At 56.8% G+C, this 13,539-nt stretch carries 16 protein-coding genes; 1 reads left to right on the plus strand and 15 read right to left on the minus strand.

The features are described 5' to 3' along the window. Positions 1–82: 82 nt before the first annotated feature. The 13 genes from nuoK to efp form a co-directional block, all read right to left on the minus strand. On the minus strand, positions 83–388 hold the full coding sequence (gene nuoK / locus AAC060_RS10025; RefSeq protein ID WP_067198924.1) for an NADH-quinone oxidoreductase subunit NuoK: 306 nt from the start codon (positions 386–388) through the stop codon (positions 83–85). Then, positions 385–999 (minus strand): NADH-quinone oxidoreductase subunit J, encoded by a 615-nt coding sequence (locus AAC060_RS10030; protein WP_339826322.1) that lies wholly within the window; start codon positions 997–999, stop codon positions 385–387. Before AAC060_RS10030 ends, nuoK begins: the two co-directional genes overlap by 4 nt. 147 nt (positions 1,000–1,146) lie before the next feature. Continuing rightward, entirely contained in the window at positions 1,147–1,632 is a 486-nt protein-coding gene (gene nuoI / locus AAC060_RS10035; RefSeq protein WP_339825642.1) for an NADH-quinone oxidoreductase subunit NuoI, read from the minus strand. Next, positions 1,629–2,675, minus strand: coding sequence for an NADH-quinone oxidoreductase subunit NuoH (gene nuoH / locus AAC060_RS10040; protein WP_339825644.1), 1,047 nt, complete (start codon positions 2,673–2,675; stop codon positions 1,629–1,631). Before nuoH ends, nuoI begins: the two co-directional genes overlap by 4 nt. 118 nt (positions 2,676–2,793) lie before the next feature. Continuing rightward, complete coding sequence (gene nuoG, locus AAC060_RS10045) at positions 2,794–4,809, minus strand: NADH-quinone oxidoreductase subunit NuoG (protein ID WP_339825646.1); 2,016 nt, start codon at positions 4,807–4,809, stop codon at positions 2,794–2,796. A gap of 2 nt (positions 4,810–4,811) precedes the next feature. Next, on the minus strand, positions 4,812–6,134 hold the full coding sequence (nuoF, locus tag AAC060_RS10050; protein ID WP_339825649.1) for an NADH-quinone oxidoreductase subunit NuoF: 1,323 nt from the start codon (positions 6,132–6,134) through the stop codon (positions 4,812–4,814). A 96-nt stretch (positions 6,135–6,230) separates the two neighbouring features. Next, positions 6,231–6,896, minus strand: a complete 666-nt coding sequence (locus AAC060_RS10055) for an NAD(P)H-dependent oxidoreductase subunit E (RefSeq protein ID WP_339825651.1) — start codon at positions 6,894–6,896, stop codon at positions 6,231–6,233. After that, positions 6,896–8,128, minus strand: a complete 1,233-nt coding sequence (locus AAC060_RS10060) for an NADH-quinone oxidoreductase subunit D (RefSeq protein ID WP_339825653.1) — start codon at positions 8,126–8,128, stop codon at positions 6,896–6,898. Before AAC060_RS10060 ends, AAC060_RS10055 begins: the two co-directional genes overlap by 1 nt. Positions 8,129–8,236: 108 nt before the next feature. Next, positions 8,237–9,019, minus strand: a complete 783-nt coding sequence (locus tag AAC060_RS10065) for an NADH-quinone oxidoreductase subunit C (protein WP_339825655.1) — start codon at positions 9,017–9,019, stop codon at positions 8,237–8,239. Between the two features lies 1 nt (position 9,020). Beyond that, positions 9,021–9,536, minus strand: coding sequence for an NADH-quinone oxidoreductase subunit B (locus tag AAC060_RS10070; protein ID WP_176279511.1), 516 nt, complete (start codon positions 9,534–9,536; stop codon positions 9,021–9,023). A gap of 47 nt (positions 9,537–9,583) precedes the next feature. Next, positions 9,584–9,958 (minus strand): NADH-quinone oxidoreductase subunit A, encoded by a 375-nt coding sequence (gene ndhC, locus AAC060_RS10075; protein WP_335651416.1) that lies wholly within the window; start codon positions 9,956–9,958, stop codon positions 9,584–9,586. A 105-nt stretch (positions 9,959–10,063) separates the two neighbouring features. Further along, entirely contained in the window at positions 10,064–10,882 is an 819-nt protein-coding gene (locus AAC060_RS10080) for an inositol monophosphatase family protein (RefSeq protein WP_339825658.1), read from the minus strand. A gap of 130 nt (positions 10,883–11,012) precedes the next feature. Beyond that, positions 11,013–11,576: an elongation factor P gene (efp, locus tag AAC060_RS10085; protein WP_339825660.1), complete on the minus strand. Its 564-nt coding sequence runs from the start codon at positions 11,574–11,576 to the stop codon at positions 11,013–11,015. Between the two features lie 151 nt (positions 11,577–11,727). Between efp and AAC060_RS10090 the strand changes: the two genes are divergently transcribed. Next, positions 11,728–11,973: a hypothetical protein gene (locus AAC060_RS10090; protein WP_339825662.1), complete on the plus strand. Its 246-nt coding sequence runs from the start codon at positions 11,728–11,730 to the stop codon at positions 11,971–11,973. Positions 11,974–11,979: 6 nt separating this feature from the next. On the opposite strand, the gene thiE is transcribed toward AAC060_RS10090, so the two are convergent. Both thiE and AAC060_RS10100 read right to left on the minus strand, forming a co-directional pair. Then, positions 11,980–12,612, minus strand: a complete 633-nt coding sequence (gene thiE, locus AAC060_RS10095) for a thiamine phosphate synthase (RefSeq protein WP_339825664.1) — start codon at positions 12,610–12,612, stop codon at positions 11,980–11,982. Positions 12,613–12,633: 21 nt separating this feature from the next. Then, a complete protein-coding gene (locus AAC060_RS10100; RefSeq protein WP_339825666.1) occupies positions 12,634–13,521 on the minus strand; it encodes a fructose bisphosphate aldolase in 888 nt (295 codons plus the stop codon). Positions 13,522–13,539: the final 18 nt, after the last annotated feature.

A 13,539-nucleotide genomic window follows, 5' to 3' on the forward strand; every position in this document is an offset into this window, starting at 1 on the left:
CCTAACCCGCCTATGGTGGGAGCACATGATTTGGGTTGGATCCCAGCCTTCGCTGGGATGACGGAATTGAAATTCACCGGCGTTACCCCTTCATCCGGTTGACATCATCGACGGCAATGGTGCCGCGCTGACGGAAATAAATCACGAGAATGGCCAGCCCGATGGCGGCCTCGCCTGCGGCCACGGTCAGGATGAACATGGCGAACACTTGTCCCGTCATGTCGCCGAGAAAGGCGCTGAACGCGACAAAATTGAGGTTCACCGCAAGGAGGATCAATTCGATCGCCATCAGGATGATGATGATATTCTTGCGATTGAGAAATATGCCGAGCATGCCCATCACGAACAGGATGGAGCTGACGACGAGATAATGTTCGATGCCGATCATAGCTCGACCCCTTTACCGACTTCAGGCTGTGTGTTGCGGGTTGCATCCTCGGGCCGGCGAGCGACCTGATCGGCGATATTCTGTTTCCGGACGCCGCCGCGGTTGCGGTGGGTCAGAACGATTGCGCCGACCATAGCGACCAGCAGGATCATGCCCGCGGCCTCGAACAGGAAGACATATTTGGTGTAGAGCAAAGCGCCCAGCTGCTCGATATTGGAAGGCGCGCCTTCCGGAAGGCCGACAGCAGCAGTGGCCTCTCCCATGCCCGACGATTGCCATGCACCGACGCCAAAAATAATTTCTACTACCAGCACCAGAGCCAGCAGCAGGCCAAGCGGCAGGTTCTTCATGAAACCCGCTCGCAACTCAGCGAAATCAATGTCGAGCATCATCACGACGAACAGGAATAGCACTGCAACCGCGCCGACATAGACGATCACCAGCAGCGCCGCGATAAACTCCGCGCCGACCAGCAACATCAGACCCGCTGCGTTGAAAAACGCCAGGATCAGCCACAAGACACTATGCACCGGATTGCGCGCAAAGATGCAGAAAGCACCGCTGGCAAGCACGATGGATGCGAATAGATAGAAAGCAAATATTTGCATTATATTCCCACTCCGTCACCCCAGCGAAGGCTGGGGCCTAACCCGCCTATGGTGGAAGAGCATATATTGGATTGGATCCCAGCCTTCGCTGGGATGACGAGTATGTCAGAATCGTGTGAAATTATCATAATCCCCGTGTTCCCTCGCCCATTACCGGTAGGGCGCATCGGCGGCAAGGTTTGCCGCGATTGCCCGCTCCCATTTGTCGCCGTTTTCCAGCAGTTTCGATTTGTCGTAAATCAGCTCTTCGCGCGTTTCCGTCGCATATTCGAAATTCGGCCCTTCGACGATGGCGTCGACCGGACAGGCTTCCTGACAGAAACCGCAGTAAATGCACTTGGTCATGTCAATGTCATAGCGCGTGGTGCGGCGTGAGCCGTCTTCACGTGGTTCGGCCTCGATCGTGATCGCCTGCGCCGGACAGACCGCTTCGCACAGCTTGCAGGCAATGCAGCGTTCCTCGCCATTGGGATAGCGACGCAAAGCGTGCTCACCCCGGAACCGCGGCGAAATCGGGTTCTTCTCATAGGGATAGTTGATCGTCTTCTTCGCCTTGAAAAAATATTTCAGCGTCAGCATATGCGCGCCGATAAATTCGAACAGGGTGAAGGCCTTGATGGTTTGTGCGATATTCATAGCGGCAATCCAAATTTATCGATCATCTGATACCCACTGACCAGGAATACCCAGAACAGGCTCAGCGGCAGGAATATCTTCCAGCCCAGACGCATCAGCTGGTCATAGCGGTAACGCGGAACCGTCGCCTTGACCCAGCTGAAGATGAAGAAGAAGAAGAAAATCTTTGCGAATAGCCAGATGATGCCCGGCACCATGTAAAGCGGTGCCCAGTCAATCGGTGGCAGCCAGCCACCCCAGAACAGGATCGCGTTGAGCGTGCACATCAGCAGCACATTGGCATATTCCCCGAGCCAGAAGAGCGCGAAGGACATGGACGAATATTCGGTCTGGTAACCGGCGACCAGCTCGCTTTCCGCTTCGGTCAGATCGAACGGTGTCCGAGCGGTTTCGGCGAGCGAGGAGATCAGGAACACCACCGCCATCGGAAAAAGCAAAGGATTGATGCCATAAGCATTGATCCCGAGCAGATGGGATTTCTGCGCGATGATGATATCCTGCATGTTGAAACTGCCGGCCATCAGCACCACCGCAATGATCACGAAGCCGATCGAGACTTCGTATGAAATCATCTGAGCGGCAGCACGCATCGCGGAAAAGAACGGATATTTCGAGTTACTCGCCCAACCGGCAATAACCACGCCGTAGACGCCCAGCGAGCTGACCGCGAGAATGTAGAGCAAGCCGATATTGATATTGGCCAGCACCATGTTCTCGCCGAACGGGATAACCGCCCAGGCGAGCAAAGCCACGGTGAAGGTGATGATCGGTGCGAGCAGGAACAGGCCCTTGTTGGCGCCCGAAGGAATGATCGTTTCCTGCAGGAACACTTTCAAACCATCGGCGAAAGACTGCAGCAAACCGAAGGGCCCGACCACATTTGGTCCGCGGCGCAATGCCATGGCGGCCCAGATTTTCCGGTCGACATAGATGATCATCGCCACGGCGAGCATCAGCGGCAGCGCGATCAGCAGGATCAACGCGAGCGTGCCGACGAACCAGCCGGCTTCAAAGCCCATCAGGGATTGGAGATATGCGGTCATGCTGACACCTCCATATTGTCGCCCCAGCGAAGGCTGGGGTCCAGCCCGACTATCGAGAGAGAGCCGAGATTGGTTTGGATCCCGGCCTGCGCCGGGATGACGGTATTACCAGAAACAATCACTCTGCCGCCTCCATCAATTCGTCATCGGCATGCAGCAATTCCGCAGAACAGCGCTGCATCGTCGCGCTGGCGCGGGCGATGCTGTTGGTCAGGTAGAAATCCTTGACCGGATGGACACCCTGCCCCTTCGGCTTGTCGGGCAAGCCGGTTGGCGGCGACCATTCGAACGTCAGCAGACCTTCTGCAGCCAGTTCGGGATGATCTTTCGCCATATGGGCGCGCAATTGCTCGAAACTGTCGAATGGCAAAGTCTTGCCCATCACATCCGACAGGGCCCGCAAAATGCTCCAGTCCTCGCGCGCGTCGCCCGGCGCAAAAATCGCCTTGTTCGAACGCTGAACGCGCCCTTCGAGATTGACATAAGTGCCGTTTTTCTCGGTATAGGCAGCGCCCGGCAGGATAACGTCCGCCGCATGGGCACCGGCATCGCCATGATGGCCGATAAAGACCTTGAAGCTATCCTTGAACGGCTCGTAATTCATTTCGTCCGCACCAAGCGCGAACAGCAATTTCGGCTTCTTCGCCGCAATCGCCTTGATCCCGCCATCGGTAGCATAGCCGAGCGCCAGCCCGCCGGTGCGCGAAGCACCGATGTGGAGGACGTTAAAGCCGTTCCAGCCATCACGAACCAGTTTATATTTCCCAGCCAGCTTGAGCGCTGCGCCATGCGCGCCTTCAACGCTGAGCGCACCACCACCAAGGATGATCGCTGGCCGTTCTGCGCCCTTCAGCGCATCGGCAATCGCCTTGGGCAGCTTCGTCAGCAAGCCCATATCGTCACCCAGCCATTCGACCGGATAGGTCTGGTCTGCTTCGGGGCCGATGCCATAAACCTTCGCTCCGCCCTTGCGGACAGCCTTGCGGATGCGGGTGTTGACCAGAGACGCTTCCCAGCGCGGGTTGGTCGAGACCAGCAGGATCACGTCCGCTTCCTCGATACCGGCAATGGTAGAGTTGAAGTTCACCGCGGCGAGATTGGACACGTCATAGGAAAGTCCGGTCTGGCGGCCTTCCAGCATGTCCGACTTCATCGACTTGAGCAGTTTTTTCGCCGCGTACATGGTTTCGCAGTCAACCAGATCGCCGGCAATAGCAGCAACCGAGCTGCCCGCGTTCACATCGGCAATCGCCTGGAATGCTTCGTTCCAGCTTGCTTGTTCCAGCTTGCCGTTCTTGCGCACATAAGGCTTGTCGAGACGGCGCTTCATCAGGCCGTCGATCGCGTGGCGGGTCTTGTCGGTCGCCCATTCCTCATTCACGTCATCATTGACCCGAGGCAGAGCACGCAGCACTTCGCGGCCACGGCTGTCGATCCGGATATTGGTGCCAACACCGTCCATCACGTCTATGCCGAGCGTCTTGGTCAATTCCCAGGGACGCGCTTCAAACGCATAAGGCTTACTGGTCAAAGCGCCGACCGGGCAAAGGTCGACAACATTGCCGGACAATTCGCTGTGCACCGCGCCTTCGAGATAGGACGTAATCTCCATCCCCTCGCCGCGACCAATAGCGCCAATTTCCTCGACGCCGGCGATTTCCTCGGCAAAGCGCACGCAACGGGTGCAGTGGATGCAGCGGGTCATCACCGTCTTGACGATCGGTCCCATATATTTCTCGGTAACCGCGCGCTTATTCTCTTCGTAGCGCGATCCGCCCTTGCCATAGGCCATCGCCTGATCCTGAAGATCGCATTCGCCGCCCTGATCGCAAATCGGACAATCGAGCGGATGGTTGATCAGGAGAAACTCCATCACCCCTTCGCGCGCCTTCTTGACCATTTCGCTGTCGGTGCGGATTTCCTGGCCTTCGGCAGCCGGCAACGCGCAGCTCGCCTGCGGCTTCGGTGGTCCCGGCTTCACTTCAACCAGACACATGCGGCAGTTGCCCGCAATGCTCAGGCGTTCATGATAGCAAAAACGCGGGATTTCCTTGCCGGCAAGCTCTGCGGCTTGCAGCACGGTAGCGCCCTGCGGCACTTCGATTTCGATGCCATCTACGGTTACTTTAGGCATAGCTACTCCGCCGCCTCCATGATCTCTTCGCCCTTATGCTCGCGAATACGGCGTTCCATCTCCGGCCGAAAATGCCTGATCAGGCCCTGGATCGGCCAGGCCGCTGCATCGCCGAGCGCGCAGATAGTGTGGCCTTCGACCTGCTTGGTGACTTCATACAGCGTGTCGATATCGCCGATTTCCGCGTCGCCATCGCGCATTTTTTCCATCACGCGCCACATCCAGCCTGTGCCTTCGCGGCATGGCGTACACTGGCCGCAGCTTTCATGCTTGTAGAAATAGCTGAGCCGCGAAATCGCGCGAACGATGTCGGTCGACTTGTCCATCACGATGACCGCAGCGGTACCGAGACCGGAACCAAGCTCCTTGAGACCATCAAAGTCCATTGGTGCGTCCATGATCTGCGCCGCCGGAACCAACGGAACCGAAGACCCACCCGGAATAACCGCAAGCAGATTGTCCCAGCCGCCGGTGATACCGCCGCAATGTTTCTCGATCATATCCTTGAACGGGATCGACATCGCTTCTTCGAACACTGCCGGTTTGTCGACATGGCCGGAAACCTGGAACAGTTTCGTACCGTGATTGCCTTCGCGGCCAAAGCTGGCAAACCAGGCAGCGCCACGCCGCAGGATCGTCGGAACGACCGCGATAGACTCGACATTGTTGACCGTGGTCGGGCAGCCGTAGAGACCTGCACCGGCAGGAAATGGCGGCTTCAGCCGTGGCTGGCCCTTCTTGCCTTCGAGGCTTTCGATCATCGCGGTTTCTTCGCCGCAGATGTATGCGCCGGCGCCGCGGTGGACGAGGACGTCGAAATCATAGCCGGATTTGGCGGCATTCTTGCCGATCAGACCCGCGTCATAGGCTTCCTTGACGGCCGCCTCCATGACCTTGGCTTCGAAAATATATTCGCCGCGAATGTAAATATAAGCCGCGCGGGCCCGCATCGCGAAACCGGCGATCAAGGCGCCTTCAATCAGCTTGTGCGGATCGTTGCGCAGGATTTCGCGGTCCTTGCAGCTGCCCGGCTCGGATTCATCGGCGTTGATGACGAGAAAGCTCGGCCGCGGATTGCCCTGGCTGTCCTTGGGCGCTTCCTTGGGCATGAACGACCATTTCAGGCCGGTCGGAAAACCCGCTCCGCCACGACCGCGCAGGCCGCTGGCCTTCATTTCCTCGATGATCTTGTCATTGCCGCGCTTGATAATATCGGCGGTATTGTCCCAGTCACCGCGCTTCTGCGCAGCCTTCAAGTCATAGGATTGAAACCCATAGACATTGGTGAAGATACGGTCTTTGTCCTGAAGGAAATCAAACGCCATTATTTTTTCCTCCAACGGCCCCAAAGGCCGCCGATAATGCCAATGATGACCACGCCGAGCCCGATCCAGCCTGCATATCCGTCAACGTGCATGGCATCACCACTCTTTCCGGTAATCGTGATTGGCGTCGACCATGGCTTTCAGATTGGTCGGACCACCTTCGGCTTCGCTGGTCTTGCGACCGATTTGGGAACCGACCTTGATGTCTTTGTCCGCCGCCAGATCTTCGAGGATCCGGGTCATGATGTCATAATCAAGATCTTCGTAATTATCGTCGTTGATCTGCACCATCGGTGCGTTGGAGCAATTGCCCATACACTCGACTTCGGTCAGCGTGAACAGCCCGTCGGGCGTGGTCTTGCCCTTGTTGAGACCCTTGTTCTTGCAGGCTGCCATCACATCATCGCTGCCGCGCAACATGCAGGGCGTGGTGCCGCAAACCTGCACATGATAGCGGCCGACCGGCGCTAGATTATACATGGTGTAGAAGGTCGCGACCTCATAGGCCCGCATATAGGGCATATCGAGATAGGCAGCGACATATTCGATCACCGGAACCGGCAGCCAGCCCTGGGTTTTCGTGTCTGCACCAACCTGCCGCTGGGCAAGGTCGAGCAGCGCCATAACCGCCGATTTCTGGCGGCCAGCCGGATATTTCGCAATCTGCCATTTCGCGAGCTTCTCGTTCGCAGGCGTGAAAGCAAAATCGCCCCATTTGGCACGGGTTTCGATCTCGTCGGGGATGGTTGGTGCATCAGCCATTATCGGTCACACTCTCCAAATACGATATCAATCGCGCCCAAGATCGCGGTGGCGTCGGGCAGCATGTGGCCCTTGGTCATAAAGTCCATTGCCTGCAGATGGCTGAACGCGGTGGGCCGGATCTTGCAGCGATAGGGTTTGTTGGTGCCGTCGCTGACCAGATAGACGCCGAATTCGCCCTTCGGGCTTTCGGTCGCGACATAGACTTCGCCGGCCGGAACGTGGAAGCCCTCGGTGTAGAGTTTGAAGTGATGGATCAAGGCTTCCATCGACTGCTTCATCTCGGCGCGCTTGGGCGGGACGATCTTGCGGTCGGTGGAGGCAACCGGTCCGTCAGGCATTTCATTCAGGCACTGGCGCATGATCCGCGCGCTTTGCTTCACTTCTTCAACCCGGACCATGAAGCGGTCATAGCAATCGCCTCTTGTGCCGACCGGAACGTCAAATTCCATCCGGTCATAAACATCATAAGGCTGCGACTTGCGCAGGTCCCAGGCAACACCGCTGCCGCGCAATACCGGACCGGAAAAGCCCCAGCGCACAGCATCGTCTTTCGATACGACCGCGATATCGACATTGCGCTGCTTGAAGATACGGTTGCCGACAACGAGGCTCATCGCATCGTTGAACAGCGTCGGAAATTCATCCAGCCAGTCGGCCATATCGGTGAGCAGCTTCAGCGGCACGTCCTGATGGACGCCGCCGGGCCGGAACCAGGCACTATGCATCCGCGCGCCACTGGCCCGTTCGAAAAATTCAAGACATTGCTCGCGGATTTCAAACACCCAGATGTTCGGGGTCATCGCGCCGACGTCCATGACATGGGCGCCGATATTGAGCATGTGATTGCAGATGCGGGTCAGCTCTGCGAACAATACCCGCAGATATTGGCCGCGAAGAGGTACTTCGAGATCGAGCAATTTCTCGATCGCCAGCACATAGCTGTGCTCCATCGCGAGCGGCGAGCAATAATCGAGCCGGTCAAAATAGGGCAAGGCCTGCAAATAGGTCTTGTGCTCGATCAGCTTTTCGGTGCCGCGATGCAGCAGACCGATATGCGGATCGACGCGCTCGACCACTTCGCCGTCCAGTTCCATCACCATCCGCAGCACGCCATGGGCGGCCGGATGCTGGGGACCGAAGTTGATCGTGAAATTCTGGATTTCAAGATCGCCAACCGTCGGGTCGGCGTCATCTGCGATATGATCCATTTCGTCGAGATAGTCAGACATTTGATATCTCCGATTCAATGCCGTTCGGGCTGAGCTTGTCGAAGCCCGGCTTGTGACAGACCATGTCCTTCGACAAGCTCAGGACGAAAGAGTTTGCGGGCCGGAAACTCACTTGCCCTCCCCCTTCTTTTGCGTACCCGACTTGGTCCGTTTCGGAGCAGGCTTCTTGACAGCCGCCTTCTTGCGCTTCGATGGCTTGGCCGCTTCTTTATTGGCCTTGTCGCCCGCGCCGGTGTCATTTTTCTTGTCTGTCGTTTTCGGTGTCGGTGGTGGCGCTTCGCCGCCCACTTTTTCGTCACCGGGCAGAATATAATCCGCGCCTTCCCATGGCGACATGAAATCGAAACTGCGGAAATCCTGCGCCAGCTTGACCGGTTCGTAAACCACGCGCTTGGCTTCTTCGGAATAGCGCATCTCGACATAGCCGGTCAGCGGGAAATCCTTGCGGAACGGGTGACCCTGAAAACCATAGTCGGTCAGGATGCGGCGCAAATCGGTGTTACCGTCAAACAGCACGCCGTACATGTCGAACACTTCGCGCTCGAGCCAGCCAGCGACTTCCCAGATATGGGTGACGCTGGGCACCGGCGTATCCTCGTCCGTCGAAACCTTGACGCGGATGCGGTGATTCTTGGTCAGGCTGAGCAAATGATAGCAGACCTCGAACCGTTCCGGACGATCCGGATAGTCAACGCCGGCTATTTCCATCAACTGCTGATATTCATGCTTGTCGCGCAGCTTGTCCAGCACCAAAGCCAGCTTGCTGCGCTCCACGGTAAAGCTGATTTCGCCATAAGCCTCGACCGTATCGATCAAGGCAGCGCCGATGGCTTTGCCAAGCTTTGCAGCAACGCCGGTGTTGCTGGAGATTACAGGTGCGGAATTTGCCATATTAGCGCTCGAATGTCCCGATGCGGCGGATCTTCCGCTGCAATTGCATTACGCCGTAGAGCAAAGCCTCTGCGGTCGGCGGGCAGCCCGGCACGTAAATATCAACCGGAACGATCCGGTCACAGCCACGGACAACCGAATAGCTGTAGTGGTAATAGCCGCCGCCATTGGCGCAACTGCCCATTGAGATCACATATTTCGGGTCGGACATCTGGTCGTAGACCTTGCGCAGAGCCGGTGCCATTTTGTTGCAGAGCGTTCCGGCAACGATCATCACGTCCGACTGGCGCGGACTGGCGCGCGGCGCAGCGCCGAAGCGCTCCATGTCGTAACGCGGCATGTTGACGTGGATCATCTCGACCGCGCAGCAAGCGAGACCGAAAGTCATCCACCACAAGGAGCCGGTGCGCGCCCATTGAAACAGCTCTTCGGTCGACGTGACAAGGAAGCCCTTGTCATTCACTTCCGAATTCAGGTCCTTGAAAAACCCCTCGTCGGGATCGGTATTCGGACGCATCGGGGTACCATCGGCGTTGAGTATCGCCGAACCCGTGGTGTTAGCCTCTAATCCCACTCCAGCGCTCCCATTTTCCAAGCATAAATATAACCGATGATCAGTTCCGCGAGGAACACCATCATCGTCGACCAGCCAACCCAGCCGGTCAGATCAAGCGATACCGCCCACGGAAAAAGAAACGCCGCTTCGAGATCGAAAATGATGAACAGGATCGCGACGAGATAGAAGCGCACGTCAAACTGGCTGCGCGAATCTTCGAAGGCGGGAAAGCCGCATTCATATTCCGAGAGCTTTTCAGCGCTGGGATTATGGGTTCCGGTCAATCGCGAGACGCCCATAGGCAGAAACACGAACGCTGTCGACAAGCCAACGGCTACGAACAGGAACAACAAAATTGGTGCATATTCGGAAAGATCGACCACAAACAGACTCGTTTCGCTAATATTTGGGCTGCTTTTAGGCAGTGGCTCCCCATGCCGCAAGGTCGAAATGGCTTAAATTTACGGCCTTTTGCGAGCCATTCGCACTTACAGCAGCGACTTTGCCAATATCCGGTGCAACTTGCTGTGCAGCGCTTCGTTCGAGGCCAATATTTCGCCCTGACCGATTGGCTGATCGCCGCCGGTATAGTCGGTGACAAAACCACCGGCTTCGCGGACCATCAGTATGCCTGCAGCAACGTCCCACACCTTCAGACCCGCTTCAAAAAAGCCGTCATAACGACCGGCCGCCAGCCAGGCGAGGTCGAGCGCAGCCGAACCGTTGCGACGGATACCCGCCACCTGCGGCGCCACGGCACCGAAAATACGCGCCCATTCACCGAGATCGCCATGACCCTTGAAAGGAATGCCGGTGGCAATCAGTGCTTCTGACATATCGCGACGGGCCGACACGCGCAAACGGCGCTCGCCAAGCCATGCGCCCTTGTCCATTTCCGCCCACCATGTCTGGTCGTTGAGCGGTTCGTAGATCAAACCACTGGTAATTTTGCCCCAGCCGCGGCCGTCGAGCGATGGCTCCTGAACCGCAATTGAAATCGCGAAATGCGGGATGCCGTGGAGAAAATTGGTCGTGCCGTCGAGCGGATCGATGATCCAGCGCGGCTTGCCTTCCTCGCCTTCGATCATGCCGCCCTCTTCGAGAACGAAGCCCCAGCCGGGACGAACCTTCAGCAGTTCGTCATACAGAATCCGTTCGGCGCGCATATCCGCCTTGGATACGAAGTCGGCCGGGCCCTTTTTGGAAACCTGGAGATGTTCGACTTCACCAAAATCCCGGCGCAGGCGCGATCCCGCCTTGCGCGCAGCGCGCTCCATGACGGTGATAAGGGCGGAATGTGCTGGCATTTAATTATCTCCCCCCTCCTGTTTACCGGAGGGGCTGTGGGTGGGTCTATCTATTTTTCAAAGAGCGGGTGAGCAACATGGTCATGCCCGCCCCTGCCCCCTCCCGCAAGCGGGAAGGGAATCTATATTGTCAGGAAACTTTACCGACATATTCGCGGGCATAGACGTCGACGATGATCCGGGTTCCCGCCGAAATGAACGGTGGCACCATGACGCGAACGCCATTGTCGAGAACAGCCGGCTTATAGCTGGATGAAGCCGTCTGGCCTTTGACCACGCCATCGGCCTCGACCACCTCGGCCTCGATCTGGTCGGGCAGTGCCACGGAGATCGGCTTTTCGTCATAAAGCTCCAGTTGCACGTCCATGCCATCCTGCAAGAATGCCACGGCGTCGCCAAGCAAATCGGCGGGCAACGTAAGCTGCTCGTAATTTTCCTTGTCCATGAAGGTCAGCATGTCGCCATCGGCGAACAGATATTGAAAGGTCTTGGTATCAAGCCGGACCTTCTCGAGCGTGTCCGCGCTGCGGAAACGAACATTGGTCTTGCGGCCATCAATGAGATTTTTCATCTCGACCTGCATATAGGCGCCGCCTTTGCCCGGCTGTGTATGCTGGATCTTGGCGACCTTCCACAAGCCACCTTCATATTCCAATATATTGCCCGGACGGATATCTACACCGCTGATTTTCATCGCTTGTCTCGCTCGATCGTTTGTTTGATTGAGCGGCGCTGTAATCTGCTGGCCGATAATAGGCAAGCCCGCTGACACCGAAAGGCTATAGGATTGCCCAAAGGTCTTTTTCATACAATACGGAGAATCGCCCGGCAGCTATAACCGGATCATGGTAGAGACAGAAATTATCCGGGCCCGGCGCGACGACGGCGATGCGGCTCCAGTCGAGCGATGCGCGCTGGCCGCTGGCCTGTTCGGCTATTCAATTTCTCGTGGTCAGATGGGCTCGTTCAAACCAACCGAAGGCTATTTGCGCGATATCGAACAAATGCCCAGTTTTGCGCCGCCATCGGTGAACAACTTTGTCATCCAATATCTGTCCTCCAATGTCGGCAGGACCAGAAGCTCTTCGTAAAAGCAGCTAGCTGTTTTCCAAAATTTCAGTGAAACGTTGAACGGCGTGAGCCGGGCCTTCGGAATCATTCCAGACGGCACCGCTCACCGCAAGGAAATCTGCGCCTGCGTCAATCAATGGCTGGCAATTGTCCGGTGTGATCCCGCCAATCGCCACGCAGGGAATTTCCATCATCGCCGACCACCATTGCAATATGTCCAGCTCCGGCGTATGAAATGTTTCCTTCGTCTGGGTCGGAAAAAAAGCACCAAACGCCACATAATTTGCACCGCCCTCGCCCGCTTCCATCGCAAGATGACGACTGTCATGGCAAGTGATACCGATCTGGATATCATCGCCAAGCTCCGCTCGGGCATTTTTCAGTTTCTCGTCACTTTGCCCGAGATGCACGCCATCGGCGGCCAATTGCCTGGCCAGCGCGATATCGTCGTTGACGATGAAGGCCACGTCAAATTCGTCACAAATGGCTTTCAACGGCCCGCCAAGCCGCGCCGCTTCCTCGTGACCGATATCTTTCACGCGAAACTGGAAGGCGGCAACCGGCCCCGCTTCCAGCGCGCTTCTCAGCCGCTGCGGAAAATCGCCGCCGGTTTCCAGCGGCGAGATAAGATAGAGTTGGCAACCCTGATTATCGCTCACGTGATCAACAATCCCGTCTATCTAGGCGATCGACGCGCGATAGATCTGGTCGATTGCGCCACCCAATACTGCGTCAAATTCCTCATCATTCTGGGAAACCCGCAGATCCTGAAGCAATCCACGGCTGAAGCTGGCGATCATGCCTTCATTCTTGGTCAGTTCCGCACAAGCATCTTCGGTCGAATAACCGCCGGACAGCGCTACCAGACGAACCACCTTGGGATGATCGATCAGCGATTTGTAGAGATTGGGCTCGACGGGAATCGACAATTTCAACATCACCCGCTGGTCATCCGCCAGAGCATCGAGCTGCTTGTTCAATTCACCGAGCAATATCTTGTCACATTCGGCGCGTTCGTCGCTTTTGATATTCACTTCCGGTTCGATGATCGGCACCAGTCCGTGACTCAATATCTGTTTGCCGAATTCGAATTGCTGCGCGACATTGGCGGCAATGCCCTTGGCATTGGCCTTGTTGATGACCGAACGCATCTTGGTGCCGAACATGCCTTTGGCGACAGCATTTTTGCATTGCTCGTCAAGGTCCGGAATAGGTTTCATCAACTGCACGCCATTTTCTTCGTCAGCCAGTCCCTTGTCGACTTTCAGAAAAGGTACGACGCCGCGATCCCACAACGCTTCCGGAACAGGCTTGCCGCCGGCTTCGCCATTCATGGTCTTCTCGAACAGGATTGCCCCGATGATCTTGCCGCTGCCAAAGCTTGGCGCGGTAATGATGCGGCTGCGCATCTTGTGGATCAGTCCAAACATCTCGTCATCGTTCGAAAACGAATCTTCGCCAATGCCGTAACCGGCCAGTGCCTTGGGCGTCGAGCCACCGCTCTGGTCCAGCGCGGCAATAAAGCCCTGACCATTTTCAATCTTGTTCAACATTTCACTATTCGCCATTCTTGCATTCCCATTAAT

Origin of the sequence: uncultured Parasphingorhabdus sp., assembly GCF_963975555.1 — a bacterium.
Lineage (GTDB): Bacteria > Pseudomonadota > Alphaproteobacteria > Sphingomonadales > Sphingomonadaceae > Parasphingorhabdus.

What these genes read in the sequence shown, in the direction of transcription:
- efp (WP_339825660.1), bottom strand. Translation starts at nt 11,576, where the DNA reads ATGAAAATCAGCGGTGTAGATATCCGTCCGGGCAATATATTGGAATAT.
- nuoF (WP_339825649.1), bottom strand. Translation starts at nt 6,134, where the DNA reads ATGGCGTTTGATTTCCTTCAGGACAAAGACCGTATCTTCACCAATGTC.
- AAC060_RS10070 (WP_176279511.1), bottom strand. Translation starts at nt 9,536, where the DNA reads ATGCGTCCGAATACCGATCCCGACGAGGGGTTTTTCAAGGACCTGAAT.
- nuoI (WP_339825642.1), bottom strand. Translation starts at nt 1,632, where the DNA reads ATGAATATCGCACAAACCATCAAGGCCTTCACCCTGTTCGAATTTATC.
- nuoG (WP_339825646.1), bottom strand. Translation starts at nt 4,809, where the DNA reads ATGCCTAAAGTAACCGTAGATGGCATCGAAATCGAAGTGCCGCAGGGC.
- nuoH (WP_339825644.1), bottom strand. Translation starts at nt 2,675, where the DNA reads ATGACCGCATATCTCCAATCCCTGATGGGCTTTGAAGCCGGCTGGTTC.
- AAC060_RS10090 (WP_339825662.1), top strand. Translation starts at nt 11,728, where the DNA reads ATGGTAGAGACAGAAATTATCCGGGCCCGGCGCGACGACGGCGATGCG.
- AAC060_RS10060 (WP_339825653.1), bottom strand. Translation starts at nt 8,128, where the DNA reads ATGTCTGACTATCTCGACGAAATGGATCATATCGCAGATGACGCCGAC.
- AAC060_RS10100 (WP_339825666.1), bottom strand. Translation starts at nt 13,521, where the DNA reads ATGGCGAATAGTGAAATGTTGAACAAGATTGAAAATGGTCAGGGCTTT.
- AAC060_RS10080 (WP_339825658.1), bottom strand. Translation starts at nt 10,882, where the DNA reads ATGCCAGCACATTCCGCCCTTATCACCGTCATGGAGCGCGCTGCGCGC.
- nuoK (WP_067198924.1), bottom strand. Translation starts at nt 388, where the DNA reads ATGATCGGCATCGAACATTATCTCGTCGTCAGCTCCATCCTGTTCGTG.
- AAC060_RS10055 (WP_339825651.1), bottom strand. Translation starts at nt 6,896, where the DNA reads ATGGCTGATGCACCAACCATCCCCGACGAGATCGAAACCCGTGCCAAA.
- AAC060_RS10065 (WP_339825655.1), bottom strand. Translation starts at nt 9,019, where the DNA reads ATGGCAAATTCCGCACCTGTAATCTCCAGCAACACCGGCGTTGCTGCA.